This window comes from Amycolatopsis sp. Poz14 (assembly GCF_006704225.1).
In the GTDB taxonomy this organism is placed as follows: Bacteria; Actinomycetota; Actinomycetes; order Mycobacteriales; family Pseudonocardiaceae; genus Amycolatopsis; species Amycolatopsis nivea.
Map to the genome: position 1 here is coordinate 127,886 of NZ_JACLHD010000002.1, position 23,115 is coordinate 151,000.

Consider the following 23,115-nt stretch of genomic DNA (forward strand, 5'->3'; position numbering starts at 1 on the left):
TTTCTCGGGAAAATGGCTCTTTGTCGGGGCCACTTGCGGCGCTGATACTGACGGCATGCTGATCCACCCCTGGGACGCCGCGGACGAGAACGAATGGCGGGAATGGCTCGCCGGACACGATTTCGGCGAATTGGTCGCCGGCGGCCGCGGCCGCGATCTCCCCGTAGTGGTGCCGACGCACTTCGTCTTCGACGGCGACGCGACCGTCCGCCTGCACCTCGCCCGGCCGAACCCGGTGTGGCCGCTGCTGGAGGAACACCCGCGCGCGCTGCTGACGGCGACCGGTGACTACACCTACATCCGCTCGGACTGGAACACCGCCGACGATCCCGCGCTCGGCGTGCCGACTTCGTACTACGCCAGCGTGCAGCTGGGCTGCGACGTCCGGGTCATCGACGATCCCGAGGAGAAGGCAGCGCTGCTGAACCACCAGCTGGCGCATTTCGAACCGGACGGCAAGCGCACCCCAGTGTCCGCTGTGGACGCTCCGGATCGGCGGCTGCTGCCCGGGATTCGCGGCATCGAGCTGACGGTGACCGAGGTGCGGGCCAAGTTCAAGTACGGCGGGAACAAGAAATCCGAAGACCGGCAGCGGATCGGCGCACTGCTGTCCGAACGGGACGGTTTCAACGACGCGGAAGCCATCGCGCACCTGAAACCCTGACAGCTCAAGGGTTTCGGCGGCGCACCCCGGTCAGTACCGCCACGAGCACCGACGTTCCCGCGGCCAGCCAGCCGACCACCCGGGACAGCTCCACCGCGCGCGTCACGTGCCCGGCGTCCGGATTCCGGCCGACCCCGAGCACCGGCAGCTCCACGACCCCTTGCGGGTACTCGGTCCGCCCGCCGACGCGAATCTCCAGCGCACCGGCGAAAGCCGCCTCCACCCGGCCCGCGTTCGGGCTCGGATGCGCGATCGTGTCGCGCCGCCAAGCCCGCCACGCGCCGCCCGCCGAACCACCGACGACCGGCGCGCCGAGAACCGTCAACGCAGCCGCCACCCGGGTCGGCAGAAGGTGCACGAGTTCGTCGAGCCGGTCGAGGACCCAGTGCCCGGGAAGCAGCCGGCGCAGCAAGCCGATCGTCCGCGCCGCGAGCAGCCCGGGCACGCCCGCGACCGCGCCCCACAGCAGCGGCGTGACGACCACTTCGGACGTGTTCTCGGCCAGAGTTTCCACCGACGCACGGGAAAGCCCGATCGTGCTGAGGCTGTCCGTGACGCGCGGGTCCAGTTCGGACAGTGTGTCGCGCGCGGGTTCGAGACGGCCTTCCTCGAGATCGCGAGCGAGCTCCGTGCCCTGCGTCGCCAGCCCGGCCGCGCCGACGACCGCCCAGGTCGCCACTGCCGTGGTCGTCGCTTGCAGCACCGGGCTGCGGCGGCCGGTCCGCTCGACCAGCACTCCGGCCGCGACTGCCGCGCCCGCGATTCCCAAGCCTGCCGCGCGTCGCGCCCCCGTGGCGGCGACGACCTGCCGGAAGGCGGTGACCGGCGGACGTCGCCGCGGGTCGCCGAGTGCCCCGTCTGCGGCCAAACCGAGAATCAAGCCGATCGCGCGCGCCGCGCTCACCTGTAGCCCCCCGAACGTGGACGATTCAGTCGCCGAGATTACTCGACACCGCGGCGGCGATTTCCTCGCGTGCCTGCTCCACGATGTCGCGCATCGCGCGTTCGGCGCGAGCCGCGTCGGCGAAGTCGATCGCTTCGGCGACCTCGACGTGCAGCGCGACCGCCTCGGGCTGCGGTTCGTCCGGCATCAGGCCGTGCCCGGTGCGGCCGGCGAGCACTTCGGCGACCACTGAGGACAGCTGCGCGAACATCGGATTCCGCGACGCGGACAGCAGCAGATCGTGGAAAGCGACGTCGTGGCCGAGGAAGGCGTCCAGGTCGCGGGCCCGCGCCGTGCGCTGGAGATGCACCGCCAGCGCGCGCAGCCGTCCGCGTTCCTCCGGGGTCGCCCGGAGCGCGGCGAACCGCGCGGCGCACGGTTCGACGGCCGAACGCAGCTCGGTCAGCGTGCGCAGCGCGGTCGGCCGGTCGGCTCCGTCGAGCTGCCAGCGGATCAGCCTCGGGTCATAGTGGTTCCACTCGGCCGGCTCGCGGACGGTGACCCCGACGCGGCGGCGGCTGCTGGTCAACCCCATCGTCTCGAGGACCCGGACCACCTCGCGGGCGACCGTCCGCGACGCCCCGTACCGCTCCTGCAGCTCCTCCGAGCGCAGCACCGCGCCCGGAGCCAGCTCGCCGCTCGCGATGGCCGCGCCGAGCTCGTCGAGCATGTCCTCGTGCCGATCATTCCCCACCGGCTCAACCTAACCCTCTGACTCGATTAAGTACTACTTCTTCTTGATTAAGTAGTACTTTTGAGTTTGACTCTCCAGGGCACAAAGACGTGGGAGGTGCGCATGACGGTCATCGTGGTGATGGGCGTATCGGGCTCGGGCAAGACGACAGTCGGCACGGCGCTCGCGAAGGAACTCGGGACCGTGTACGCCGAGGCAGACACCTTCCACCCGCGAGCGAACATCGAGAAGATGACCGCCGGGCATCCGCTGAACGACGAGGACCGGGCACCGTGGCTCGCCGCGATCGCGGAGTGGATCGGCAAGCATCACGAAAACGGCGCCGTGGTCAGCTCGTCCGCGCTGAAACGGCGCTACCGCGACGTGCTGCGCGGCGGCGGGGACGTGTGGTTCCTGCATCTGCAGGGCTCACGCGACCTGCTCGCCGAGCGGATGAAGACCCGCAGCGGCCACTTCATGCCGGTCTCGCTGCTCGATTCCCAGCTCGCCGACCTCGAACCGCTGGAAGCGGACGAGCCGGGAGCGACCTTCGACATCAGCCGCCCGCCCGCCGACCTCGTCGCGTCGGCGCTGAAAGCGTTCCAGGAGCGCGCATGACCGCCCTCGCCGCCGGCTGGACCGGCCACGACACCCGCCTGATCGTCGCCACGGTGCTCGCCATCGCCGTGATCGTGGTGCTGATCAGCAAGGTGAAACTGCATCCGCTGCTCGCGCTCACGCTGGGCTCCGGCGTGCTCGGCCTGGTCGCCGGGATGCCGATCGACAAACTGCTGAAGAGCTTCACGAACGGTGTCGGCAGCACCGTCGCGTCCGTCGGCGTGCTGATCGCGTTCGGGGCGATGCTGGGCAAACTGCTCGCCGACTCCGGCGGCGCGGACCGGATCGTCGACACCGTGCTCGGCCGGGTCCGCGGTCCGGGGCTGCCGTGGGCGATGGCGCTGGTCGCCGCGCTGATCGGGTTGCCGATGTTCTTCGAGATCGGCCTCGTGATGCTGATCCCGGTGGTGCTGCTGGTCGCCAAGCGCAGCGGGAAACCGGTGCTGCTGCTGGGAATCCCGGCGCTGGCCGGCCTGTCGGTGCTGCACGGCCTGATCCCGCCGCACCCCGGCCCGCTGGCCGCCGCCGGATCGCTGAACGCCAACGTCGGCCTCACCCTGGGGCTCGGCCTGCTGGTCGGCATTCCCACGGTGATCATCGCCGGCCCGCTGTTCGGCCGTCTCGCCGCCAAGATGGTGCCCGACGCCGCTCCGCCCGCCCGACTGGTCCCCGAATCCGAGGGCACCGACGAAAAGCACCGCCCGAGCTTCTTCGCGACGCTGGCCACGGTACTGCTGCCGGTGGTCCTGATGCTGGCCAAGGCGCTGGCGGACATCTTGGCGGACAAGGGAAACCCGGCGCGCCGGGTCCTGGACTTCATCGGCGACCCGCTCGTCGCGCTGCTGCTGGCGGTCCTCGTCGGCATGGTCGTGCTGGGCCGCCCGGCACGGCTGAACCGGGAACGTCTCTCGTCGATCATCGGCGACTCCCTCGGCCCGATCGCCGGGATCGTGCTGATCGTGGCCGCGGGCGGCGGGTTCAAGCAGACCCTCGTGGACGCCGGGGTCGGCGACGTGATCACCAGCCTCTCCAAGGGCGCGGACCTGTCCCCGCTGCTGCTCGGCTGGCTGGTCGCGGTGGCGATCCGCCTGGCGACGGGCTCGGCCACGGTCGCGACCGTCTCCGCGGCGGGCATCGTCGCCCCGCTGGCCGCGACGCTGGACCCGACGCACAACGCACTGCTGGTGCTGGCCATCGGCGCCGGGTCGCTCTTCTTCTCGCACCTGAACGACGCCGGGTTCTGGCTGGTCAAGGAGTACTTCGGGATGTCGGTCGGCCAGACGCTGAAGAGCTGGTCGGTGATGGAAACGGTGATCTCGGTGGTGGCGATCGCGTTGATCCTGCCGCTGGGCGCGTTGCTTTAGCGCTCCCCCTCCGGCCGCTGGGTTTCCCTCGTTGGAAGCCCAGCGGCCGTTCTTCTGGTTGACATGTGACCTTTTGGTCACCTATTCTCGGTGCGTGCCCGACGAGGACCTGGTTTTCAAGGCTCTGGCGGATCCGACCCGCCGGTTCCTGCTCGACCTGCTCTACGAGCGCGACGGCCGCACGCTCACCGAGCTGGAGTCCGAAGTGGACATGACCCGGTTCGGGGTGATGAAACACCTCAAGCTGCTCGAGGAGGCCGAGCTGGTCGTCTCGCGCAAGGAGGGCCGGGAGAAGCGGCATTTCCTGAACCCGGTCCCGATCCGCCAGATCCACGACCGCTGGATCGACAAGTACACCGCACACCACACCGCGGCGCTGCTGGACCTCAAGGCCCAGCTCGAAGCCGAAGAATCCCAGAAGGAGCCCGGACCATGAGCGACACCACGACTGTGCTGGTCAACCGCGTCTACATCAAGGCCTCCCCGCAGGCGGTGTGGGACGCCGTCACCAAGCCGGAATGGACCGCGAAGTACGGCTACACCGGCCTGGCCGAGTTCGACCTCAGGCGCGGCGGCAAGCACCGCGCCAGGCCGACTCAGGAGTTCATCGATTTGGGTGTCACCAACGATCTTCTCGACGGCGAAGTGCTCGAGGTCGATCCGCCGCGCAAGCTGGTGATCACCTGGAAACTGCAGATGGACCCGAGCCTCGTGGCCGAGCCGTACACCACGCTCACCTACGACATCGAGGAAACCCAGACCGCGGGCACCCGGCTCACCGTCACCCACGACGTCACCGGCGCGCCGAACCACGCGGCGCTCGTGTCCGGTCAGCACGAGGACATCAACGCCGGCCCGGGCGAGAACGCAGGCGGCGGCTGGGCGTGGGTGTTGTCCGACCTGAAGTCCGTGCTCGAGACGGGGAAGAACCTCACGGCCTGACGCGAGTTCGGGGTGGCTGCTTTCGGGCAGCCACCCCATTTCTCACACGCGTTGCGTCGCGGCCTTCAGCGCGGCTTTCGCAGAGTCGGTCGCCCCGAGCTTGTCCAAACCGAACAGCGCGGCACCGACCACCGGGTTCACCTCCACCACCCGCACCTGCGCCCGCGGGGCCACCTTCAGGCAGCGGCGCTCGTGTCCGGTCAGCACGAAGACATCAACGCCGGCCCGGGCGAGAACGCAGGCGGCGGCTGGGCGTGGGTGCTGTCCGACCTGAAGTCCGTCCTGGAGACGGGCAAGAACCTCACCGCCTGAGACGAGGGCGGGGTGGCTGCTTTCGGGCAGCCACCCCAAAACTCACGCCCGTTGCGTCGCGGCCTTCAACGCAGCCTTCGCGTCGTCGGAAGCCCCGAGCTTGTCCAAACCGAACAGCGCGGCACCGACCACCGGGTTCACCTCCACCACGCGCACCTGCGCCCGCGGTGCCACTTTCAGGCAGCGGCGTTCGATGTCCGCGATCACGGACGCGCCGACGCCAGTCAGCACTCCGCCGCCGAGGATGACCTCGGGGGCCGACGTCGTGAGGTCCAGGCGGCGCATGATCGCGGCCACCAGCAGGCTCACTTCCTCGGCGAACCGCGTCACCACGTCCTGCGCGACCTCGTCGCCGGCCGCGGCCACCTCGAACAGCAGCGGGCAGAGGCCGTGGATCGAGGCGGCGTCAATCTCCTCGAAGTGCAATCCCTGCACCACATCCAGCAGCGTCGAGGCACCGTAATACTCCGCGACCGCAGATTCCAGCGCAGTTCGCGGACCACGACCGTCCTCGGCGCGGACAGCCCACCACAGGGCTTCCTCACCTAGCCGGTAGCCGCCGCCCCAGTCGCCGGAAACCTTGCCTAGCGCGGGGAATCGGTAGGACCGGCCGTCCGGGGCGAAGCCGGCGCCGTTGATCCCGGCACCGCACACCACTGCCACGCCGGTGCCGTCGGAGCTTCCCGCTCTCAGCAGCGCGAGCACGTCGTTGCCGACGTCCAAAGTGGAACTCCACCCGCGCGCCGACAAAGCCTTGTGCAGTGCCTCTTCTTCCCGAGGGAAGTCGAGGCCCGCCAGGTACGCCGAGGTATGCACGGCGAACGGCGGTTCAGCGGGCAAGCCGCCGGAGCGGAGGGCTTCCTGGACAAATTCCTCAAGTGCGGCAACGCATCCGTCGACTCCGACCCGCTGGGGAGAAACGCCGGGGCCGCGGGAAGCGCCGAGCACGACGCCGTCCCGCGAAACCACCAGCACCTCGGTCTTGCTGTTCCCCCCGTCGATCGCGACGACGGTGTCGCTCATGCCCGCGCCCAGGGCAGGAAATCCCGGTTGCGTGCGACGAGTTCGTCCGCGAGCTGGTCCGCCTTGGTGTACTGGCCGACCAGCGGATGCGCGAGCAGTGCGTCCGCGACCCGGTCCCGGCCGCCCTTGATCGCGGCGTCCAGAGCCAGGTACTCGTACGCCGTGACCCCGGCGATCAGCCCGGCGAACCGCGGGTCCACCGGAGACTGCGGAATCGGGGTCGCGCCCGCCGATTCCACAGTGGACGAAACCTCGATCACCGCGTCGTCCGGGAGGAAATCGAACGTGCCGTTGTTGCGGACGTTCACCACGTGTTCCTCGGCGGCACCGCCCGAAGTGAGCGCGTGCACGAGCTGCACCGCTGCCTCCGAGTAGTAGGCACCGCCGCGCTTCTCCAGCGATTCCGGCTTCGTGACCTGCTCCGGGTCAAGGTAGATCTTCAGCAGTTCTTCCTCGACATCGCTGACCACCTCGGCGCGCGGACGCTCGGTCTGCTGCTTCGCGACCTGCGCGTCGTGCGAGTAGTAGTACTTGAGGTAGTACGACGGCACGGCCTGCATCCGCTGCATCCACTCGACCGGAACACTGACCTCCTCGCCGAGGTGTTCCGCGTGCTGGGCAAGGAGTTCCGGCAGCCGGTCTACGCCGTCGACCAGGACGCCGCGTTCCCAACTCAGGTGATTCAGTCCAGTGTGGACCAGCTTGACGTCGCCGGTCGAAGCGCCGAGCAGCTTCGCGAACTTGCGCTGCAGGTTGATCGCGACGTTGCACAGGCCGACCGCACGGTGCCCTTCCTGCAACAGCGCGCGGGTGACGATGCCGACCGGGTTGGTGAAGTTGACGATCCAAGTGTCGTCACCGGCGACCTTGCGCACGCGCTCGGCGATGTCGAGCACCACCGGCACCGTGCGCAGCGCCTTCGCGAGGCCGCCCGCGCCGGTCGTCTCCTGGCCGACACAACCGCACAGGTGCGGGAACGTCTCGTCCGACGCGCGCGCCTTCTGACCTCCGACGCGCAGCTGGATGAGGACCGCCGACGCGCCGTCGACGCCTTCCTCCAGGTTCGCCGTCGTGCGCACGCGGGCCGAATGCCCCGCGTGGTTCAGCAGCCGCTGGCTGAAATCGCCGACCGCCTCGACCCGGTAGGCGTCCGGGTCGATCAGCACGATCTCGTCGACGTCGAGCGAGGCCCGCCGTCCGGCGATGCCGTCGATCAGCTCCGGCGTGTAGGTGGACCCACCGCCGACCACTGCCAGTTTCATCCCTTGACTCCCGTGAACGTGATGCCCTTGACGAACGACTTCTGCGCGAACACGAACAGCACGATCACCGGCAGCATGATCAGCGCGGTGGCGGCCATCGTGAGGTTCCATTCGACGTGGTGCATGCCTCGGAAGGACGCGATCGCCAGTGAAAGCGGCCAGTTGTCTTTGTTCTCGCCCGTGTAGAGCAGCGGGCCGAAATAGTCGTTCCAGGTGAACAGGAAGCAGAACATCGCGGTGGCCGCGATCCCCGGCTTCGCCATCGGGATCAGCACCCGCGTGAGCACCCGGAACTCGTTGCAGCCGTCGATCTTCGCCGCTTCCAGGTAGTCCTTCGGAATGGTGAGGAAGAACTGCCGCAGCAGGAAGATCGAGAAGGCGTCGAAGAAGAAGTACGGCACGATGAGCGGCACCAGCGTGCCGGTGAACCCGAGCCGCACCCACAGGTCGTACAGCGGGACGACGGTGACCTGCGGCGGCAGCATCATCGCGACCACCACGAGCATGAAGCACAGGTTCTGCCCGCGCCACCGCAGTTTCGCCAGCCCGTACGCCGCCGGGATCGCCGAGACCAGCGCCCCGATCGTCGCCAGCGCCGAATACAGGAAGCTGTTGCCGAAGTACTCCAGCAACGGGGCCTTCCGGAACACCTCGACGAAGTTCTCGAAATGCCATTCGGTGGGCCACAGGCTCGACGTCATCGCCTGGTCGCTCTTCATCACCGAGGTGAGGAAGACGAACAGCAGCGGCAGCATGAAGATCACGCCGAGCGCGATGCCGACCGCGTGCGTGGCCACAAAGGACAGTTTCTTGTCCCAGCGCCGCTTGAACTTCTCCCGCGGATGCACCGGAGGAGCCGGACGCGGCGGTGCCGAAAGCGTCGTCATGCTCCGTCCTCCTGATGTTGCGTCTTACGCATCTGCCGCACCAAAATCCACGTGAACCCGGCCGAGACCAGGAACAGCAGCACGGCCATCGCGGCTGCGTAACCCATGTTGAAGTACCGGAAACCCTGTACGTACAGCCAGATCGGATACGTCAGCGTCGAGTTTTCCGGCGCACCGATCAGTTTCGAGTTCCCCGCGACGTCCGCGGTGCCCGCGGAAGCAGACGCGGCGACGATTGCTTGGGTGAAGAACTGCAGTGCGTAGATCATCGAGTTGACCACGCCGAACAGCAGCACCGGAGAGATCGACGGCAGCGTCACGTGCCAGAACCGGCGCACCGGGCCGGCCCCGTCGAGTTCCGCGGCCTCGTACTGCTCCTGCGGGACGTCCAGCAACGCGGCCAGGATGATGATCATCAGCTCGCCCGAACCCCACAGCGCGAGCAGGGTCAGCGCGGGCTTCGACATTTCCGGGCTGTTGAACCACAATCCGCCGTCGATGCCCACGAACCGCAGGAACCGGTTCACCGGACCGAATTCCGGGTTGAACACGAAGACGAACGCGAGCGTCGCGGCCGCGGGCGGGGCGAGCGCGGGCAGGTAGCAGAGCGTGCGGACGATGCCGACGCCCGACTTCAGCCGCGAAATCACCGACGCGACGCCGAGCGAGAACAGCACCCGGCAGACGGTCAGGATGATCACCAGCCACAACGTGTTGTACGCGGCGGTTTTCACCAGCGGCTCGCTGGTGAACATGCGCACGTAGTTGTCGAACCCGATCCACTGCGGAGGGTTGATCAGGTCGTAGCGGGTGAACGAGTAGAACAGCGTCGCGCCGAGCGGGTAGGCGAAGAAGATGAGGAACCCGATGGTCGCCGGCGCCATGAACCAGAACACCGTGCGCCTGCGCTTGGCCCGGGGAGACCCCCGCCGCGCCTGGTTCGGCGCGGAGGGGGTTCCGGTTTCCGCTGCGGTCAGCGTGGTCATCCGCCGGCGCCCTTCTGCGCCAGTTCGTCGTTGATCTGCGCGTCGACCTTCTTGAGGCCCGCGTCCAGATCAGGCACCGACCCGGCCTGCCACTTCTCGGCGAAGTCGTTGACCGCCTTGAGGAACGCGTCGCCGATCGGCGTCGTCGGGTTGGCGACCAGCTTGCCGCTGTTGTAGATGTCGGTGAAGGTCTTGAACTGCGGCGGCATCTTCAGGTTCGGCGAGTTCAGCGAATCCTTCGTGCTGGGCACGTTGTTCAGGCCGTTGGCCATCTCGACGAGGGTGTCGGTGTCGAGCGAGGCCTGCTTGATCAGCTCCCACGCCGCGCCGGGGTTCTTCGCGCCCTTCGGGATCGCGATGATCGTGCCGGTGCCGAACCCGCCGCCGTACTGGCCGGCCAGGCTGTCGAGCACCGGAGCGGGCGCGGTGCCGTAGTCGAGCGAGGGCACCTGGTCCTTGATGAACGCGGTGCGGAATTCGCCGTCGTAGATCATCGAAAGCTTGCCGGTCTGGAAACCGTTGTCCTTCGAGTATTCGTCACCGAGACCGGCCTTGAACTTCTCGACCTTCTCGTGCCCGCCGTAGAAGTCGATGAGCTTCTTCTGGAACTGGAACATCTCCTTCCAGCCGGGGCTGGAAGCGAGCGACGATTTGCCGTCCGGGCCCATGAACTTGGCCCCGAAGTTCGGCGCCCAGTACTGCGCCTGGTTGGCGTAGAACGGCATCGACGGCAGGAAGCCCGCGGTCTTGATCGAACCGTCCGGGTTGAACTCGGTGAGCTTCTTGACGTCCTCGAACAGTTCAGTGGTGTTCTTCGGCGGGCCTGCGATGCCCTTGGCCGCGAACTGCGTCTTGTTGTAGAAGAATCCGTACACGTCGGCGAGCATCGGCATCGCGCACCGCTTGCCCTGGTACGACGTGTAGTCGCGGACCGCCTGCGGGATCTGCTCGAGGTCGATCTTGTCGCGCTCGATGTAGGGCTTCAGGTCCTGGAAGCTGCCGGTCGAGCACCACGCGCCGAGGTTGTCGGTGTAGAACGAGATCGCCACGTCCGGCGGGTTGCCGCCGCGGATCGACTGGGTGAGCTTGTCGTCGTCCTGGTTCCCCTCGTGCTTGATGGTGATGTTGGGGAACTTCGCCTTGAGCTTGTCCAGCGCCTTCGTGACCACGCCGTACTCGCGGTCGGTGAACTTGCTGTAGACGGTGATGGTGAGCTTGTCGTCCTTGTTCGGCGGGGCCGCGGCGTCGCCGCCGCCTGCGGGCGCGGCGGCGCCGCACGCGGCGGTCGCCAGCAGCGTGCTCGCCGCGAGAGCGCTGAGCACCAGGGATCCGCGCTTGCGCGCGAGACCCCGGATGCGGGTGGGAGCGGACATGAACCCTCCTGTCCATCGGGTGGGTCTACTCGGTCGGGGACGGGGCTTGCTCTCCGGCGGACCGACGCGGCCCGAGGAGCGTGGGGGTGACGACGCCGAAGACGTCCTCACGGGCGGTGGCGAGCGCGGACTGCAACGCACCGGCGCGCACCGCGTTGCCCTGCACCGAAGCGACGCCGACCGGCGTGCGCGGCAGGACAAGTTCGTGCAGTTTTTCCGCGACGATCCCGGCGAACTCGTCGCCGCCGGCGCGGCTGGTCTCGCCGCACAGCAGGATGAGCTGCGGGTCGGCGACCGCGACGAGGCTGGCGACCCCGCTGGCGACGCGCCGCGCGAGATCGTCCAGAAACCCTTGGTGGGCAACGCGTCGCGCCTGGGTGACGGCGTCCCATCCGCTGTCCGCGGAGATGCCGTGCGCCTTGGCGAGCCGGACGATCGCGGACGAGTCGACCAGGTTGCCGTACCGGGCTCCGGCCGACGGCCAGCTGTCGCCAGTGTCCACAGTGGCCGGATCGGGCACGCGCATCCAGTCGATCTCCCCGCCGCCACCGGTCGCGCCGCGCAGCAGCCGCCGTCCGATGACGACCGCGCCGCCGACGCCCTCGGACAGCCAGACCAGGACGAAATCGTCGACGTCCTGCGCATTGCCGACGGTCATTTCCTCAACGGCGACAAGGTTTACGTCGTTCTCGATCTTGACCGTCACGCCGAGTTCGTCGCTCAGCCGCTTCGGCACGTTGAACCCGAGCCAGCCCGGGATGTGCGGCGCCGAGGACAGCAATCCGGTGCGCGGGTCGAACGCGCCCTGCGCCCCGATGACCACATTGGCCAGATCGTCGAGCTGCATGCCCGCGGCCTTGGTGACCCGGCGCAGCGCCTGCCCGAACGAGCCGACGACGTCGGCGTCCTCGGCCACCGGAAGCTGCACGCGGTACTCGGCGAGCACGGCCCCGGCGACGTCGGCGACCACGAAGTCCGCGACCCGCGGGGTGAGGTCGACGGCCGCGACGTGCGCGAGGGCGCCGTTGACCGCCCACAGCTGGGCGCGGGGCCCGCGTCCGCCGCCGGCGCGCTCCCCGGCTTTGCCGACGAGATTGTCCTGCTCAAGGCGGGTGAGCAGCTGCGCGGTAGCGGGTTTGGACAACCCGATGGCGGCCTCCAGCTCGGCCCGCGTGAGCGGCCCGTTCCGCAGCAACGCCTCGATCGCCGCGCGGTCGTTCATCTCGCGCAACGTTCGCGGACTGCCGGCTCGCACCTGGCTGCTCCTTTATTAGGAAACTTTACATACGGTTTTCCGGGACTGTAGTGAGCGCGGCCACACGCCGTCAATGGGCTCGGGAAACAGCGCGGTAACGGCTTGATACCGCGGGATGTCCGCGCTAGGCGCAGGGTGACCAGGCGAACGCGCAGGGTTGGCCGAGGCGGACCGCGGGCAGGGCGTGGTCCGGGGCGGGAAGGCCGCAACGCAACTGGGCCTCGTGAGTGGCTAGACCGGTTAGAACCGGCGTCGCCGCTCACGAGGCCCAGAGACTCGCATCGCGGGTGAGAGTTACTCCTCGGCGTCCGCCCACGCTTTCAGCATCACGCGGGCGATCGACGAGTTCCCCGGCAGCAGCAGATTCGACGCGCCACCGGCGATCGGCGTCGGCACCCCGGTTCCGGCGTTGCGGAACGCGGCCCGGACGTCCGCACGGGACACCCACAGCGCTTCCTCGATCTCGCCCTCAGCGGGAACGAGCGGCGCGTTGCGGTCCGCGCGCGCGGTGAAGCCCAGCATGATCGAGCGCGGGAACGGCCACGGCTGGCTGCCGAGATACCGCACGTCCCCGACCTCGATCCCGGCCTCCTCGCGGATTTCGCGGACGACGCAGCCCTCCAGGGACTCCCCCGCCTCCACGAATCCGGCGAGCACCGAATACCGGTCCGGCGGCCAGATCGGCTGGCGCGCGAGCAGCACGTGCGAACCGTTGACGCCGTCGAGGTCGTGCACCAGGCAGATCACTGCCGGGTCGGTGCGCGGGTATTCCTCGTGTCCCTTGGCTTCGCAGCGGCTGGCCCAGCCGAACTGGATCAGCTGCGTCGGCGAGCCGTCCCGGGTGCAAAAGCGCGACTGCCGCCGCCAGTGCCGCAGCGCCTGCGCGGTGGTGAACAGCCCGGCCGACGTGTCGTCCAGCTGCTCGCCGTAGCCGCGCAGTTCGACCCACAGCTCGCCGTTGGCGCGCGGGACCTCTTCGATCACACCCCAGCTGCCCGCCAGCCGGACGCTGTCGACGTCGCCCTCGATGGAGCCGGGCAGCGACCAGTAGTCGACGTCCTCCCACTCGCCGAGGAACACCGCGTCGGCGGGCGGTTCGGTGCCGAAGTCCATCGCCTTGCGGGTGGCCAGCGATGAGCCGCCCTCGAGGACCGGCGTGCGGCCGGTGTCGTCGAGCAGCACCACGCGGGCTTCCGACCATTTCGCGGCGAGCCGCTCCGGGTTGGTGCGCAAGGTTTCCTGCCGGTCCACTGTGGAACGCGACAGGGTCGGCAGTGCCCCTAGTTCGAACGGAACGCTCATCAGTCCTTCTCGCTGGTGGAAACTCCGAGCGCGGCCAGCTTCGGCGCGAGCAGGTCCGCGTCGCCGACCACGACTCCGGTGAAGCGGCCCGGCGCGAAGAACTCCGCCGCGGCTTCGGCGACCTGCTCCGCGGTGACCGCCGCGAGCCGCTCCGGGTGGCTCTGCAGCCATTCGATGCCGAGGCCGTTCGAGGCCAGCGCCATCAGCTGCCCGGCGAGCCCGCCCTGCGACGACGTGCCGGTGACGAGCGAGCCCATCGCGTACTGCCGCACCGATTCGACCTCTTCGGCCGTCGGCGGCACGGTGCCGAGCCGGAACAGCTCGTAGCGGGTTTCCAGGTACGCCGCCGCGGTGACCTCGTTGGCGGTGTCCGCGTCCACATTGACCACTGCGGTGTCGCCGGTGAACTCGAAGCCCGAGTGCGCGCCGTAGGTGTATCCCTTGTCCTCGCGGATGTTTTCCACCAGCCGCGAGGAGAAGTACCCGCCGAACGCCAGGTTCGCCAGCTGCAGCGCCGGATACCGCGGGTCGACGCGCGGCACCGTCTGCGCGGACAGCCGGATCTGCGACTGCACCGCGCCGGCACGCGGAACCAGCAGGACGTTGCCGCCGGTCAGCGCGGGCAGCGGTGGCAGCACCACGGCCGAACGGTCCGACTTCCAGCCGCCGAGCGCGCGCTCCAGTTCGGCCGGAATCTCTTGCGGGTCAAGGTCTCCGACCAGCACGAGCACCGCACCGCGCGGCAGCACCGAAGCGTTGTGCAGCGCGCGCACCTGCTCGGGAGTCACCTCGGCGACGTCCTCGGCCTGCGGGACCTCGCGGGTCGCCGGGTGGTCGCCGTACCGGTGCTTCTGCAGTGCTTCGCGCGCGATGGTGCGCGGCTGCGTCCGCGACACCGCGATGCGCTCGATCAGCCGCTCTCGCTCGCGCGCGACCTCCGCGTCGCCGTACGTGGCTCCGGTGAGCACGTCGCCGAGCACGTCCAGCAGCGTCGGCAGACCGTCGGACAGCGCGGTGCCGCCGAAGTACAGCCGCTCCGGGTCCACGCCCGCGTTGAGGTCGCCGCCGATCAGCGCGACCTCGGCGTCGATTTCCACCCGGTCGCGCCGCGCGGTGCCGGTGAGCACGGTTTCCGCGAGCACCTCGGCAGTGGCCGCGTGCATCCGGTCCTCGCCCGCGAACGGGATCCACAGCCGCAGTTCGACCATCGGGACGCTCGCCTTGCGCACCGCGAGCACGCGCAGCCCGTTGGACAGCGTGGTGTCCACATGGGACAGATCGGCGGCGGCGCGCTGGTGCCCCAGCGCGGGCAGCGGCCGCGGTCCGGCGGCGGTGCGGCCGATCTCCTCGGCGCTGCGGTGTGCGGCTTTGACCTGTTCAGCCGAGGTCACTGTTCCGTCCCTTCGGTGCTTGCGGGCTTCACGACGAGCACGGCGCGCGCGTCCGGGCGCAGCGCCTTCGCCGCCGCCGACACAGCTTCGCCGGAGACCGCGGACAGGCGGTCCGCGAGCTGGTAGACCAGCGACGCGTCGCCGTAGAGCAGTTCGAACGCGCCGAGCGCCAGGGTGCGCGACACGAGCCGGTCGTGCTCCGCGTGCAGGCTCGCCGCCCAGCGCGCGGTGACCTTCTTCAGCTCCTGGTCGTCCGGCGGCGTGGACGCGAGCTTCTCCAGCTCCTCGTCCAGCGCGGCCAGCACGCGCTCGCGCGGCACGTCCGGCGGGTGGATCGCGGTGATGGTGAACGTGTCCGGATCGCGCGCCTCGAACGGGCCGAAGAGCCCGGCGCCCGCGCCGACGTCGACCACCAGCGGTTCGACGTGCACCAGCCGCTGCTGCAGCCGCGAACCGTCACCGTCGGTGAGCACGCCCGCCAGCACCAGGTACGCGAGGTAGCCGTCGAGGTCGTTGATCGGGTCCGGCATCCGGTAGCCGACGGCCAGCGCGGGCAGCGGCGCGTGCGGGTCGGTGTGCTCGCCGTTCAGCTGCGTGGTGGGCAGCGGCTCGGAGAACGACGGACGGACCGGGGCCGGCCGGTGCGGGACGTCGCCGAAGTGCTTCTGGACCAGCGCCTTCGCCTCTTCCACGTCGAAGTCGCCCGCGACGGTCAGCACCGCGTTGGCCGGCGAGTAGAAGGTGTCGAAGAAGGCGGCGCAGTCGTCCAGCGTCGCGCCCTCGAGGTCTTCGAAGGCGCCGTAGCCGTCGTGCGCGTTGGCGAAGGTGGAGTACAGCACCGGCGGCAGCAGGATCCACGGGAATCCGCCGTACGGCCGGTTGCGCACGTTCAGCCGGATTTCCTCCTTGACGACCTCGATCTGGTTCGCCAGGTTCTCCGCGGTCAGCTTCGGCGCGCGCATCCGGTCGGCCTCGAGGAACAGCGCGCGTTCCAGCGCCGCGGCGGGCAACACCTCGTAGTAGTCGGTGTAGTCCGGGTGCGTGGAACCGTTGAAGGTGCCGCCGCTGGACTGCACGTGCCGGAAGTGCGCCAGTTTCTCCAGGCTTTCGCTGCCCTGGAACATCAGGTGCTCGAAGAGGTGCGCGAAGCCGGTCAACCCCTCCGGCTCGGAACGGAAGCCCACGTCGTAGTGCACGCTGACCCCGACCACCGGCGCGGTCGGGTCAGGAGCGAGCACCACGCGCAGACCGTTGTCGATCGTGAAACGGAAGAGCTCGGGATCGGCCATGCCTCCACCCTACGCAGGCGCGGGCGTCTTCGGCTCGTCCGGTCGGAGGTCCCTCACGCCCTCGAACGCGACGGTCAGTGCGGTCACGAATCCGCTGGTCCGCGCCAACGGCACGGCGTCCTCGCCGGAGCTGCCGTACCAGTACGCCGACAGCGAACAAGCGTTAACTAGCCAAGCGTCTGCTTCCCCCAGCGCGTACGCGTACGGGAGCGCGCGAGAGCCGAGCAGTTCGTCGTCCGGCGCTTCCATCGTGCGCAGCTGTGCGTTAAGGCCGAGAAGGCGGTCTCGGAGGTCCAGTCCGGCCTTCGTCCGCTCCGGCAGGAGACGCGCGGCTGCCGTCACCACGATGCCGGTGGCGAGAAGCACCAACCCGAGTTGTGCGTAACCGACGGTGAAGGCCAGCAGGACGGTGAGGAAAACGCCGTACCCACATAGCCGCGGGCCGATCTTCGACAGTCGCTTCGGGGAGCGCCAGCCGCGACGGACAGTGTCGGCGGCTAGTTCGCGTACGCCCGCTTCGCGGACTTCGGCGAGCGTCGCGGCTTCGCCGGGCACGGCGGCTGTGTACACCGCGCGCTCGAAGGCCGTGAGGTGTTCGTCGGGTGGGTTGCGGCGTACGAGGACCCAGTTGCGCGGGCCTTCTTCGCTGATCCATAGGTAGTTACGGACGCATAGGTCCAGCACTGTCGCGGCTAGGTCGACGGAGCTGACGCGTCCGGTGAGAAGCAGCCCTACGTGCCCGGGGAGCACGCCGTCGGGCGAAGAGAAGCGGCCGTTGTCGAGGAGCTGTACGGGGGTGGCGTGGCCGGGCTGTTGGTCGCGTCGGCGGCGTACGTACACCGCGACGGCACCGGCGATCGACAGGACGGCGAAGGCCAGCCACGACCACCACACTGGCGCGGTCGCGACGAAGGGGCCGCTGGGGATGAGCTTCTCGGTTGCGGCGACGGTGCCGCCGGGGAGTTCGGCGGTCAGCTGTATGCGGGAGCCGGGCTCTAGTTTCGGCACCGAGACGCGGGTCAGGCCGGAGTGGTCGATCTGCGCGGCACCGCAGCGGGTCGTCGAACCGGGCGGACCGGCGAGGCAGCTGAGCGCGTCCGGGATGGCGGGCGCGGCGAAGGTCGCGCGGACCAGTTCGAGACGGGTGTCCCAGCCGCCGGCGACGTCCCAGGTCACGTGCTCGACGCCGAGGCTCGTGCCGACCGCACCGTCCACTGTGTACCGAAGCACGGACGTTCCGCCACGCAGATAGAAGGTCACTTGGTCGTTGCCGGATTCGGCGTTGCCCGCGCCTTCGATGCTGATGTCGTGGATGCCGAGCACGCGGTCGTTGGCGCGCAACGGGATGGTGCGGGTCATCGAGGTGTCGCGCGGCACCGACACTGCCTCGGTGACGGAGAGGCTGCCGTCGCGCTGGACCTTCAGGGCCACTTCGACACTCTGCGGCAGACCGGGCAGCGACGGCTGATCTTGCGCCGCAGCGGGTGTCGCGGAGAGGAACGGGATCAACAGCAGCGCGGCGAGTTTCATTGCGCGGACACCGCCGAGCGTCGTTCGGCCATGGCTTGGATCGCGCCGATCTCTGCCGCCAACGGAGATTCGACCCGCCCGGCCGGAGTCCCCAACGCGCGGCCACGGCGGGGTTGAACCAGCGGAGCGGCGGCGAAGGTGGCGATTCCAGCGATCAGGAGCGCGACGCCGATCAGCGCCTCGCCGACAGTGAGGGCGAGGACGACGGTCGTCACGATGCCCGCAGCGGCAAGGATGAGCCCGGCCCAGCGGACGAGCGGCTGCCTCGCGGAAAGCCAGCCTTGGCGATGTGCTTCGGCGCCGAGAAGGGCGCGCAGCTCATCCTGATCCGGCCGCGCGGCAGCGAGCGGACCCGGCGGGAAGGCGGTCTTGACTGCCTGCTCGAACGGCGTGAGCGGATCGGCTTCGCCATGGCTGACCTGTCCGTCGGCGATGTGCAGATGACCGCGAGCGACGAGGTCGAGGACCGTGCCGGTGAGGTCGAGTTCGCCGCGCGGCCTGGTGCGGCGACGCAGCACGCTGGCACCGATGAGCAGGTAGAGCACTAACGCGAGACCACTGAGGACGGTCGGAAATCCAGGCGCGAAAACAGCCAGCGGTCCAGTCGGGACAAAGCGGGCGTTGTCCGGCAACGGTCCGGTTTGGACTGCCAGATCGATCCGTTCCCCTTGGCGCAGACCGTTCTGTTCGGCATGCGCTCCCCCGCTTCGGAGTTCGGAGAACGTGCATTGCCGAGACGATCCCGGCTGACCGGCGTAACAGTCCGCAGTGGACACTTCCGGCCCGTTGAAGGCGGCCGTGACCCGATCAACCGTCCGATCCCAGCCCCCGGTGAGCTGAAACCGGACCTGCCCAGCCGCGACCGCACCGTCCACTATGTACTTCACGGTCGCCGGCCCGGTGACCGTGACCGTCGTTCCGTCGGCGGCAGCGGCACCGGAGACCTGCAGATCGGTGATCGAGTAAAGCCGGTCCTCGTCGTCGGTGACCGGGACGCGTTCCGCGATGCGGTGGACGGCTGGGGCGTCGGTGACGATGCGCTCGATGACCGTGAGCTGACCGTCCTGCGCGGTGGTGACGGTGACGTCGTCGGCGAGCATGTCCTCAGCTCGGCGGGGTGAAGGGGTTGTCGGACTTCGGCGGCGCCGGAGGCTGGACCGGCGGCGGAGCGGAGGCGGGCGGGCCGTAGTGCATCGGCGCGAGCCGGGCGTGGTCGCGGTTGCGGCGTTCGGCCAGCACCGCGGTGAGGAACACCCACGGCGGCATCCCGTACGGCATCGGCACCCCGATCGCCGCGGAAACCTGCTGCGCCAGGCCGAAACCGAGCGACGCGGCCGCTTCCGGGCGCAGTTCGTGGTAGCGGCCGAGGTACTGGCGGGCGGCCATGGCGAGGTCGTCGGTGAGGCCGCTGAGATCGAAGTGCGCGGCCCACGCCTCCAGACCGGGCGGCACCACGAGAATCGCCTGCGCGGACTGCGGCACGCGTTCGCGGATCACCAGGGTGCCCGCGAGATAGTCGCCGACGCGCCGGCCGTTCGACGACGTCAGCGAGACGATGACGGCCACCGCGCCGAGGAAGCCGAGCGCCCAGAAGTCGACGAAGAAGCCGGCGAGCGCGCGGGTCAGCGCGTGCCGGAAGCTGATCGGGCCGCCGTCGAGGCGCACCACGCGCAGGCCGAGCGCGAGTTTGCCGAGCGAACGGCCGCGGCTGAGCGTTTCGAACAGCACCGGATAGCCGATCACCACCAGCACGAACACGGTCAGCATCAGCGCGACGGTGAGCGCCGAGTCGAACGACCCCGCGGTCAGCATCAGCGCGACGAGCACGAGCAGCAGCAACGCGGCCTGGACGAGGACGTCGAGCAGCATCGCGACCGCGCGGCTGGCGAGCTTCGCCACCCGCAGGTCGAGGACGACGGCCTCACCGGTGACGAGATCGGACTCTTCCTGCACGAGGCCAGCGTAGAGCGCCTGCCTCTATCCTGGCGGGAGAGGAGGTGGCCGGTGGACGTCGACGTGTTCGTCGCGGCGCACAGCGCGGAGTGGAGCAGGCTCGGCGAACTGGCCGGACGGCGCAGGCTGACTGGTCAGGAGGCAGACGAGCTGGTCACGCTCTATCAGCGGGCGGCGACGCATCTGTCGATGATCCGCTCGACCGCACCCGACCCGGCCCTGCTGGCGAGGCTGTCGGCCCTGGTCGCACGCGGCCGTTCGGCGGTCGCCGGTTCGCACAGCCCGGCGTGGCGCGAGGTCGGGCTCTTCTTCACCCACCGCTTCCCGGCCGCGGTGTACCTGAGCCGCCGCTGGTGGATCCCGGCGGCGCTGCTGTCGGTCGCGGTGATGGCGGTGCTGGGCGTGTGGATCGCGGGCGACCCGCAGGTGCGCGCGTCGCTGGTCTCGCCGGACGAGGTGAAGGCGATGACCGCGCCCGGCGGCCAATACGAGACGTACTACTCGAACGGCCCAGCGGCGTCGTTCGCGGCGAAAGTGTGGACGAACAACGCGTGGGTCGCGGCGACGTGCCTGTTTCTGGGCGTCGCGCTCGGCCTGCCGGTGATCGCCGCGCTGTGGATGAACTCGCTCAACGCCGGGGTCGCGATCGGCCTGATGTCCTCAGCGGGCCGCGGCGATGTCCTGCTGGGCCTGCTCCTGCCGCACGGTCTGCTGGAACTGACGGCGGTGTTCATCGCGGCCGGGACCGGACTGAAACTCGGCTGGACGGTGGTGGATCCGGGCCGCCGGTCGCGTAGCGCGGCGCTGGCCGAGCAGGGCCGTTCGGTGGTGGTGATGGCGCTGGGACTGGCGTGCGTGCTGCTGGTGTCGGGCGTGATCGAGGCGTTCGTGACGCCGTCTGGCTGGCCGACGTGGCTGCGCATCGGCATCGGGGCGGTGGTGGAGCTGCTGTTCCTGACGTACGTGTTCACGCTGGGACGCCGAGCCGCGCTGGGCGGCGAAACCGGGGACGTGGACCGGCGGGCTGCCGGAGACGCGCTTCCCGAGGCTGGGTAGAAGTCCGTGAAGGGCTCCTTGAGGGACCTAGATTCCCTCAAGGAGCCCTTCACGGACCTACAACCGGCCTGCGGCTTTCAGGGCCAGGTAGCGGTCGGCGAGCGCAGGCGGAAGTTCCTCCGGCACCGCGTCCACCACCCCGACCCCGTGCCGGGTCAGCCAGGCCACCGAGGACTCCCGGTCCGCCAACGCCCGTTCGGCCGCGGCCGCGTCGTAAACCGCCTCCGCGGAACCCCGCGAAGCCGCCATCTCCGCGACCCGCGGGTCCGCCACCGAAGCCACCAGCACCTCGTGCCGTGCGGTCAACGACCCCAGTACCGGGAACAGCCCCTCCTGCAACGGTGCCGGTTCCAACCCGGTCAGCAGCACCACCAAAGCCCGCCGACGGGTCCGGCGCAGCACTTCCGCCACCATGCCCCGCGCGTCCGTCTCGACCAGTGACGGTTCGATCGTCGCCAAAGCGTTCACCAAAGACGGCGTCGAAGCGTTCGGCACCGAAGCCTGCACCCGCCGGTCGTAAGCCACCAGATCGACCCGGTCCCCCGCGCGGGAAGCCAGCGCGGCCAGCAAAAGCGCCGCGTCCATCGCCGCGTCCAAGCGGGGCGCGTCGCCGACTCGGCCCGCCGAAACGCGGCCAGTGTCCAGCACCAGAACGACCTGCCGGTCGCGTTCCGGACGCCACGTCCGCACCATCACGTCCGACGCGCGGGCCGTCGCGCGCCAGTCGATCGACCGGACATCATCGCCGATGACGTACTCGCGCAAGGAATCAAATTCCGTTCCCTGGCCCCGAATCAGCACCGCGTTGCGGCCGTCCAGCTGCTGCAGCCGAGCCAGCCGCGAAGGCAGATGCTTGCGACTGTGGAACGGCGGCAGCACGCGAACCGTCCACGGCACCTCGTGCGAACCCTGCCGCGCGGCCAACCCCAGCGGGCCCACCGCGCGCACGGTCACCCGGGCCGCAATACGGTCGCCGCGGCGGGTCGGCAGCAGCGGGGTGACGAGAGCACGCCGTTCGCCGGAAGGAACCGCGAGCGGGTGCCGGTCGTCGGCACCGGCGCTCGGCGGCCAGGCATCCCGCAGCGAGCCGCGAACAGTGCGTCCGCCGGGATTCGTGACGGTCAGCGTGACCTCGGCGGGCTCCCCCAGCCGGACGGAAGTGGTGCCGCTGCGCGAAAACCGCAGCGCTCGCACACTCCCGGCCAGAACGAGGTCCACGACGACCAGCACCAGCAGCACCGCGACCACGACCGCGACGCCGGTGCCGGACGGGAACAGCAGCCCGACCGCCAGCGCCCCCAGGAGCGCCAGCAGCCCGAGCCGCCCGGTGACGGCCATTTAGCGCGGCACCGGCACGGAGGCCAGCACCCGGTCGAGAACGCCGTCCGCGGTCACGCCCTCGAGTTCGGCTTCGGGCCGCACGTCGAGCCGGTGCCGGAGCGCGGGACGGGCGAGTGCCTTGACGTCGTCCGGCGTCGCGTAATCCCGGCCGGACAGCCACGCCCACGCACGCGTCACGGCGAGCAAAGCCGTTGCGCCACGCGGAGAAACGCCGATGCGCACGGCCGGAAGTTCCCGCGTCGCGCGGCAGAGGTCGACGACGTAGCCGATCACTTCCGGGCCGACGGTCACCTTCGCGACCGCTTCCCGAGCGGCAGCGAGATCCGCCGCGCCAGCGACCGGACGGACGCCCGCGGCAGCGAGGTCGCGCGGGTCGAAACCCTGTGCGTGCCGCCAAAGAATGCCGATCTCGTCCTCGCGCGACGGAGCCGGCATGGTCAGCTTCAGCAGGAACCGGTCCAACTGCGCCTCGGGCAACGGGTAGGTGCCCTCGTACTCCACCGGGTTCTGCGTCGCGACCACGACGAACGGATCCGGCAGCGGACGCGAGGTGCCGTCGATCGACACCTGCCGTTCCTCCATCGCCTCCAGCAGCGACGACTGCGTCTTCGGCGGCGTCCGGTTGATTTCGTCGGCCAGCAGCAGATTCGTGAAAACCGGGCCCTCGCGGAAGGAAAACTCGCCGCTGTGCGCGTCGTACACAATGGACCCGGTGACGTCGCCCGGCATCAGGTCCGGTGTGAACTGCACCCGCGTCGTCTTCAGGTCCAGCGACGCCGCCAACGCCCGTACCAGCAACGTTTTCGCGACGCCCGGCACGCCTTCCAGCAGCACATGCCCCCGGCAGAGCAACGCGAGGATGAGCCCGGTGACGGCCGCGTCGTTGCCGACCACGGCCTTCCCGACCTCGGTGCGCAACGCGATCAGGGCCGCCCGCGCGTCCTGCATTTG

The 23,115-nt window shown here is 69.5% G+C and carries 23 protein-coding genes; 6 read left to right on the plus strand and 17 right to left on the minus strand.

From position 1 onward, the window contains the following. Positions 1-55: 55 nt before the first annotated feature. Complete coding sequence (locus FKO37_RS44285) at positions 56-664, plus strand: FMN-binding negative transcriptional regulator (RefSeq protein WP_238608478.1); 609 nt, start codon at positions 56-58, stop codon at positions 662-664. A 4-nt stretch (positions 665-668) separates the two neighbouring features. Here FKO37_RS44285 and FKO37_RS44290 read toward each other — a convergent pair whose 3' ends face one another. Both FKO37_RS44290 and FKO37_RS44295 read right to left on the minus strand, forming a co-directional pair. Next, positions 669-1,568, minus strand: a complete 900-nt coding sequence (locus FKO37_RS44290; RefSeq protein ID WP_134669391.1) for a cobalamin biosynthesis protein — start codon at positions 1,566-1,568, stop codon at positions 669-671. Between the two features lie 25 nt (positions 1,569-1,593). Beyond that, positions 1,594-2,277 carry a FadR/GntR family transcriptional regulator gene (locus FKO37_RS44295; RefSeq protein WP_238608660.1) on the minus strand — a complete coding sequence of 228 codons (684 nt, stop codon included), beginning with the start codon at positions 2,275-2,277 and terminating at the stop codon, positions 1,594-1,596. Positions 2,278-2,403: 126 nt separating this feature from the next. Between FKO37_RS44295 and FKO37_RS44300 the strand changes: the two genes are divergently transcribed. The 4 genes from FKO37_RS44300 to FKO37_RS44315 all read left to right on the plus strand — a co-directional run bounded on the left by FKO37_RS44300 (position 2,404) and on the right by FKO37_RS44315 (position 5,204). After that, positions 2,404-2,898 carry a gluconokinase gene (locus FKO37_RS44300; protein ID WP_037815782.1) on the plus strand — a complete coding sequence of 165 codons (495 nt, stop codon included), beginning with the start codon at positions 2,404-2,406 and terminating at the stop codon, positions 2,896-2,898. Beyond that, complete coding sequence (locus FKO37_RS44305; protein ID WP_037815783.1) at positions 2,895-4,262, plus strand: gluconate:H+ symporter; 1,368 nt, start codon at positions 2,895-2,897, stop codon at positions 4,260-4,262. The genes FKO37_RS44300 and FKO37_RS44305 overlap by 4 nt, the downstream gene beginning before the upstream one ends. A 94-nt stretch (positions 4,263-4,356) precedes the next feature. After that, positions 4,357-4,698, plus strand: coding sequence for a helix-turn-helix transcriptional regulator (locus FKO37_RS44310; RefSeq protein WP_037816373.1), 342 nt, complete (start codon positions 4,357-4,359; stop codon positions 4,696-4,698). Next, the gene (locus FKO37_RS44315; protein ID WP_238608479.1) at positions 4,695-5,204 is read left to right on the plus strand and encodes an SRPBCC domain-containing protein; all 510 of its coding nucleotides are present in this window, start codon (positions 4,695-4,697) and stop codon (positions 5,202-5,204) included. Before FKO37_RS44310 ends, FKO37_RS44315 begins: the two co-directional genes overlap by 4 nt. Positions 5,205-5,246: 42 nt before the next feature. Here the strand turns inward: FKO37_RS44315 and FKO37_RS44320 are convergent, their stop codons facing one another. From FKO37_RS44320 to FKO37_RS44380, 13 genes are all read right to left on the minus strand, one after another. Further along, positions 5,247-5,411 (minus strand): hypothetical protein, encoded by a 165-nt coding sequence (locus FKO37_RS44320; protein WP_304512235.1) that lies wholly within the window; start codon positions 5,409-5,411, stop codon positions 5,247-5,249. Between the two features lie 147 nt (positions 5,412-5,558). Next, the gene (locus FKO37_RS44325; RefSeq protein ID WP_238608480.1) at positions 5,559-6,539 is read right to left on the minus strand and encodes an N-acetylglucosamine kinase; all 981 of its coding nucleotides are present in this window, start codon (positions 6,537-6,539) and stop codon (positions 5,559-5,561) included. Further along, complete coding sequence (locus FKO37_RS44330) at positions 6,536-7,801, minus strand: 6-phospho-beta-glucosidase (protein WP_238608481.1); 1,266 nt, start codon at positions 7,799-7,801, stop codon at positions 6,536-6,538. The genes FKO37_RS44325 and FKO37_RS44330 overlap by 4 nt, the downstream gene beginning before the upstream one ends. Beyond that, positions 7,798-8,688, minus strand: coding sequence for a carbohydrate ABC transporter permease (locus FKO37_RS44335; RefSeq protein WP_037815788.1), 891 nt, complete (start codon positions 8,686-8,688; stop codon positions 7,798-7,800). The genes FKO37_RS44330 and FKO37_RS44335 overlap by 4 nt, the downstream gene beginning before the upstream one ends. Further along, positions 8,685-9,674 (minus strand): carbohydrate ABC transporter permease, encoded by a 990-nt coding sequence (locus FKO37_RS44340; protein ID WP_037815791.1) that lies wholly within the window; start codon positions 9,672-9,674, stop codon positions 8,685-8,687. Before FKO37_RS44340 ends, FKO37_RS44335 begins: the two co-directional genes overlap by 4 nt. Beyond that, positions 9,671-11,047, minus strand: a complete 1,377-nt coding sequence (locus FKO37_RS44345) for an extracellular solute-binding protein (RefSeq protein ID WP_043834947.1) — start codon at positions 11,045-11,047, stop codon at positions 9,671-9,673. The genes FKO37_RS44340 and FKO37_RS44345 overlap by 4 nt, the downstream gene beginning before the upstream one ends. Positions 11,048-11,072: 25 nt before the next feature. Then, the gene (locus FKO37_RS44350) at positions 11,073-12,269 is read right to left on the minus strand and encodes an ROK family transcriptional regulator (protein ID WP_037816374.1); all 1,197 of its coding nucleotides are present in this window, start codon (positions 12,267-12,269) and stop codon (positions 11,073-11,075) included. Between the two features lie 327 nt (positions 12,270-12,596). Beyond that, on the minus strand, positions 12,597-13,604 hold the full coding sequence (gene nudC / locus FKO37_RS44355; RefSeq protein WP_238608482.1) for an NAD(+) diphosphatase: 1,008 nt from the start codon (positions 13,602-13,604) through the stop codon (positions 12,597-12,599). Beyond that, entirely contained in the window at positions 13,604-14,995 is a 1,392-nt protein-coding gene (locus tag FKO37_RS44360) for a pitrilysin family protein (RefSeq protein ID WP_238608483.1), read from the minus strand. The genes nudC and FKO37_RS44360 overlap by 1 nt, the downstream gene beginning before the upstream one ends. Then, entirely contained in the window at positions 14,992-16,284 is a 1,293-nt protein-coding gene (locus FKO37_RS44365; protein WP_238608484.1) for a pitrilysin family protein, read from the minus strand. The genes FKO37_RS44360 and FKO37_RS44365 overlap by 4 nt, the downstream gene beginning before the upstream one ends. 9 nt (positions 16,285-16,293) lie before the next feature. Continuing rightward, positions 16,294-17,814 (minus strand): DUF2207 domain-containing protein, encoded by a 1,521-nt coding sequence (locus tag FKO37_RS44370; protein ID WP_238608485.1) that lies wholly within the window; start codon positions 17,812-17,814, stop codon positions 16,294-16,296. Beyond that, on the minus strand, positions 17,811-18,914 hold the full coding sequence (locus FKO37_RS44375) for a DUF2207 domain-containing protein (RefSeq protein ID WP_238608486.1): 1,104 nt from the start codon (positions 18,912-18,914) through the stop codon (positions 17,811-17,813). Before FKO37_RS44375 ends, FKO37_RS44370 begins: the two co-directional genes overlap by 4 nt. 4 nt (positions 18,915-18,918) lie before the next feature. After that, positions 18,919-19,767, minus strand: coding sequence for an RDD family protein (locus FKO37_RS44380; protein WP_238608487.1), 849 nt, complete (start codon positions 19,765-19,767; stop codon positions 18,919-18,921). Between the two features lie 51 nt (positions 19,768-19,818). On the opposite strand from FKO37_RS44380, the gene FKO37_RS44385 reads away from it, so the two are divergent. Further along, on the plus strand, positions 19,819-20,823 hold the full coding sequence (locus FKO37_RS44385) for a stage II sporulation protein M (RefSeq protein WP_037815808.1): 1,005 nt from the start codon (positions 19,819-19,821) through the stop codon (positions 20,821-20,823). 57 nt (positions 20,824-20,880) lie between these two features. On the opposite strand, the gene FKO37_RS44390 is transcribed toward FKO37_RS44385, so the two are convergent. Both FKO37_RS44390 and FKO37_RS44395 read right to left on the minus strand, forming a co-directional pair. Beyond that, positions 20,881-22,161 carry a DUF58 domain-containing protein gene (locus FKO37_RS44390; protein WP_238608488.1) on the minus strand — a complete coding sequence of 427 codons (1,281 nt, stop codon included), beginning with the start codon at positions 22,159-22,161 and terminating at the stop codon, positions 20,881-20,883. After that, a complete protein-coding gene (locus FKO37_RS44395) occupies positions 22,162-23,112 on the minus strand; it encodes a MoxR family ATPase (protein WP_106961395.1) in 951 nt (316 codons plus the stop codon). Positions 23,113-23,115: the final 3 nt, after the last annotated feature.

Excerpts from the sequence above, each read along its gene's own strand:
- FKO37_RS44285 (WP_238608478.1), top strand. The coding sequence starts at position 56 with ATGCTGATCCACCCCTGGGACGCCGCGGACGAGAACGAATGGCGGGAA.
- FKO37_RS44295 (WP_238608660.1), bottom strand. The coding sequence starts at position 2,277 with ATGCTCGACGAGCTCGGCGCGGCCATCGCGAGCGGCGAGCTGGCTCCG.
- FKO37_RS44300 (WP_037815782.1), top strand. The coding sequence starts at position 2,404 with ATGACGGTCATCGTGGTGATGGGCGTATCGGGCTCGGGCAAGACGACA.
- FKO37_RS44305 (WP_037815783.1), top strand. The coding sequence starts at position 2,895 with ATGACCGCCCTCGCCGCCGGCTGGACCGGCCACGACACCCGCCTGATC.
- FKO37_RS44315 (WP_238608479.1), top strand. The coding sequence starts at position 4,695 with ATGAGCGACACCACGACTGTGCTGGTCAACCGCGTCTACATCAAGGCC.
- FKO37_RS44325 (WP_238608480.1), bottom strand. The coding sequence starts at position 6,539 with ATGAGCGACACCGTCGTCGCGATCGACGGGGGGAACAGCAAGACCGAG.
- FKO37_RS44330 (WP_238608481.1), bottom strand. The coding sequence starts at position 7,801 with ATGAAACTGGCAGTGGTCGGCGGTGGGTCCACCTACACGCCGGAGCTG.
- FKO37_RS44335 (WP_037815788.1), bottom strand. The coding sequence starts at position 8,688 with ATGACGACGCTTTCGGCACCGCCGCGTCCGGCTCCTCCGGTGCATCCG.
- FKO37_RS44340 (WP_037815791.1), bottom strand. The coding sequence starts at position 9,674 with ATGACCACGCTGACCGCAGCGGAAACCGGAACCCCCTCCGCGCCGAAC.
- FKO37_RS44345 (WP_043834947.1), bottom strand. The coding sequence starts at position 11,047 with ATGTCCGCTCCCACCCGCATCCGGGGTCTCGCGCGCAAGCGCGGATCC.
- FKO37_RS44350 (WP_037816374.1), bottom strand. The coding sequence starts at position 12,269 with ATGAACGACCGCGCGGCGATCGAGGCGTTGCTGCGGAACGGGCCGCTC.
- nudC (WP_238608482.1), bottom strand. The coding sequence starts at position 13,604 with ATGAGCGTTCCGTTCGAACTAGGGGCACTGCCGACCCTGTCGCGTTCC.
- FKO37_RS44365 (WP_238608484.1), bottom strand. The coding sequence starts at position 16,284 with ATGGCCGATCCCGAGCTCTTCCGTTTCACGATCGACAACGGTCTGCGC.
- FKO37_RS44370 (WP_238608485.1), bottom strand. The coding sequence starts at position 17,814 with ATGAAACTCGCCGCGCTGCTGTTGATCCCGTTCCTCTCCGCGACACCC.
- FKO37_RS44375 (WP_238608486.1), bottom strand. The coding sequence starts at position 18,914 with ATGCTCGCCGACGACGTCACCGTCACCACCGCGCAGGACGGTCAGCTC.
- FKO37_RS44390 (WP_238608488.1), bottom strand. The coding sequence starts at position 22,161 with ATGGCCGTCACCGGGCGGCTCGGGCTGCTGGCGCTCCTGGGGGCGCTG.
- FKO37_RS44395 (WP_106961395.1), bottom strand. The coding sequence starts at position 23,112 with ATGCAGGACGCGCGGGCGGCCCTGATCGCGTTGCGCACCGAGGTCGGG.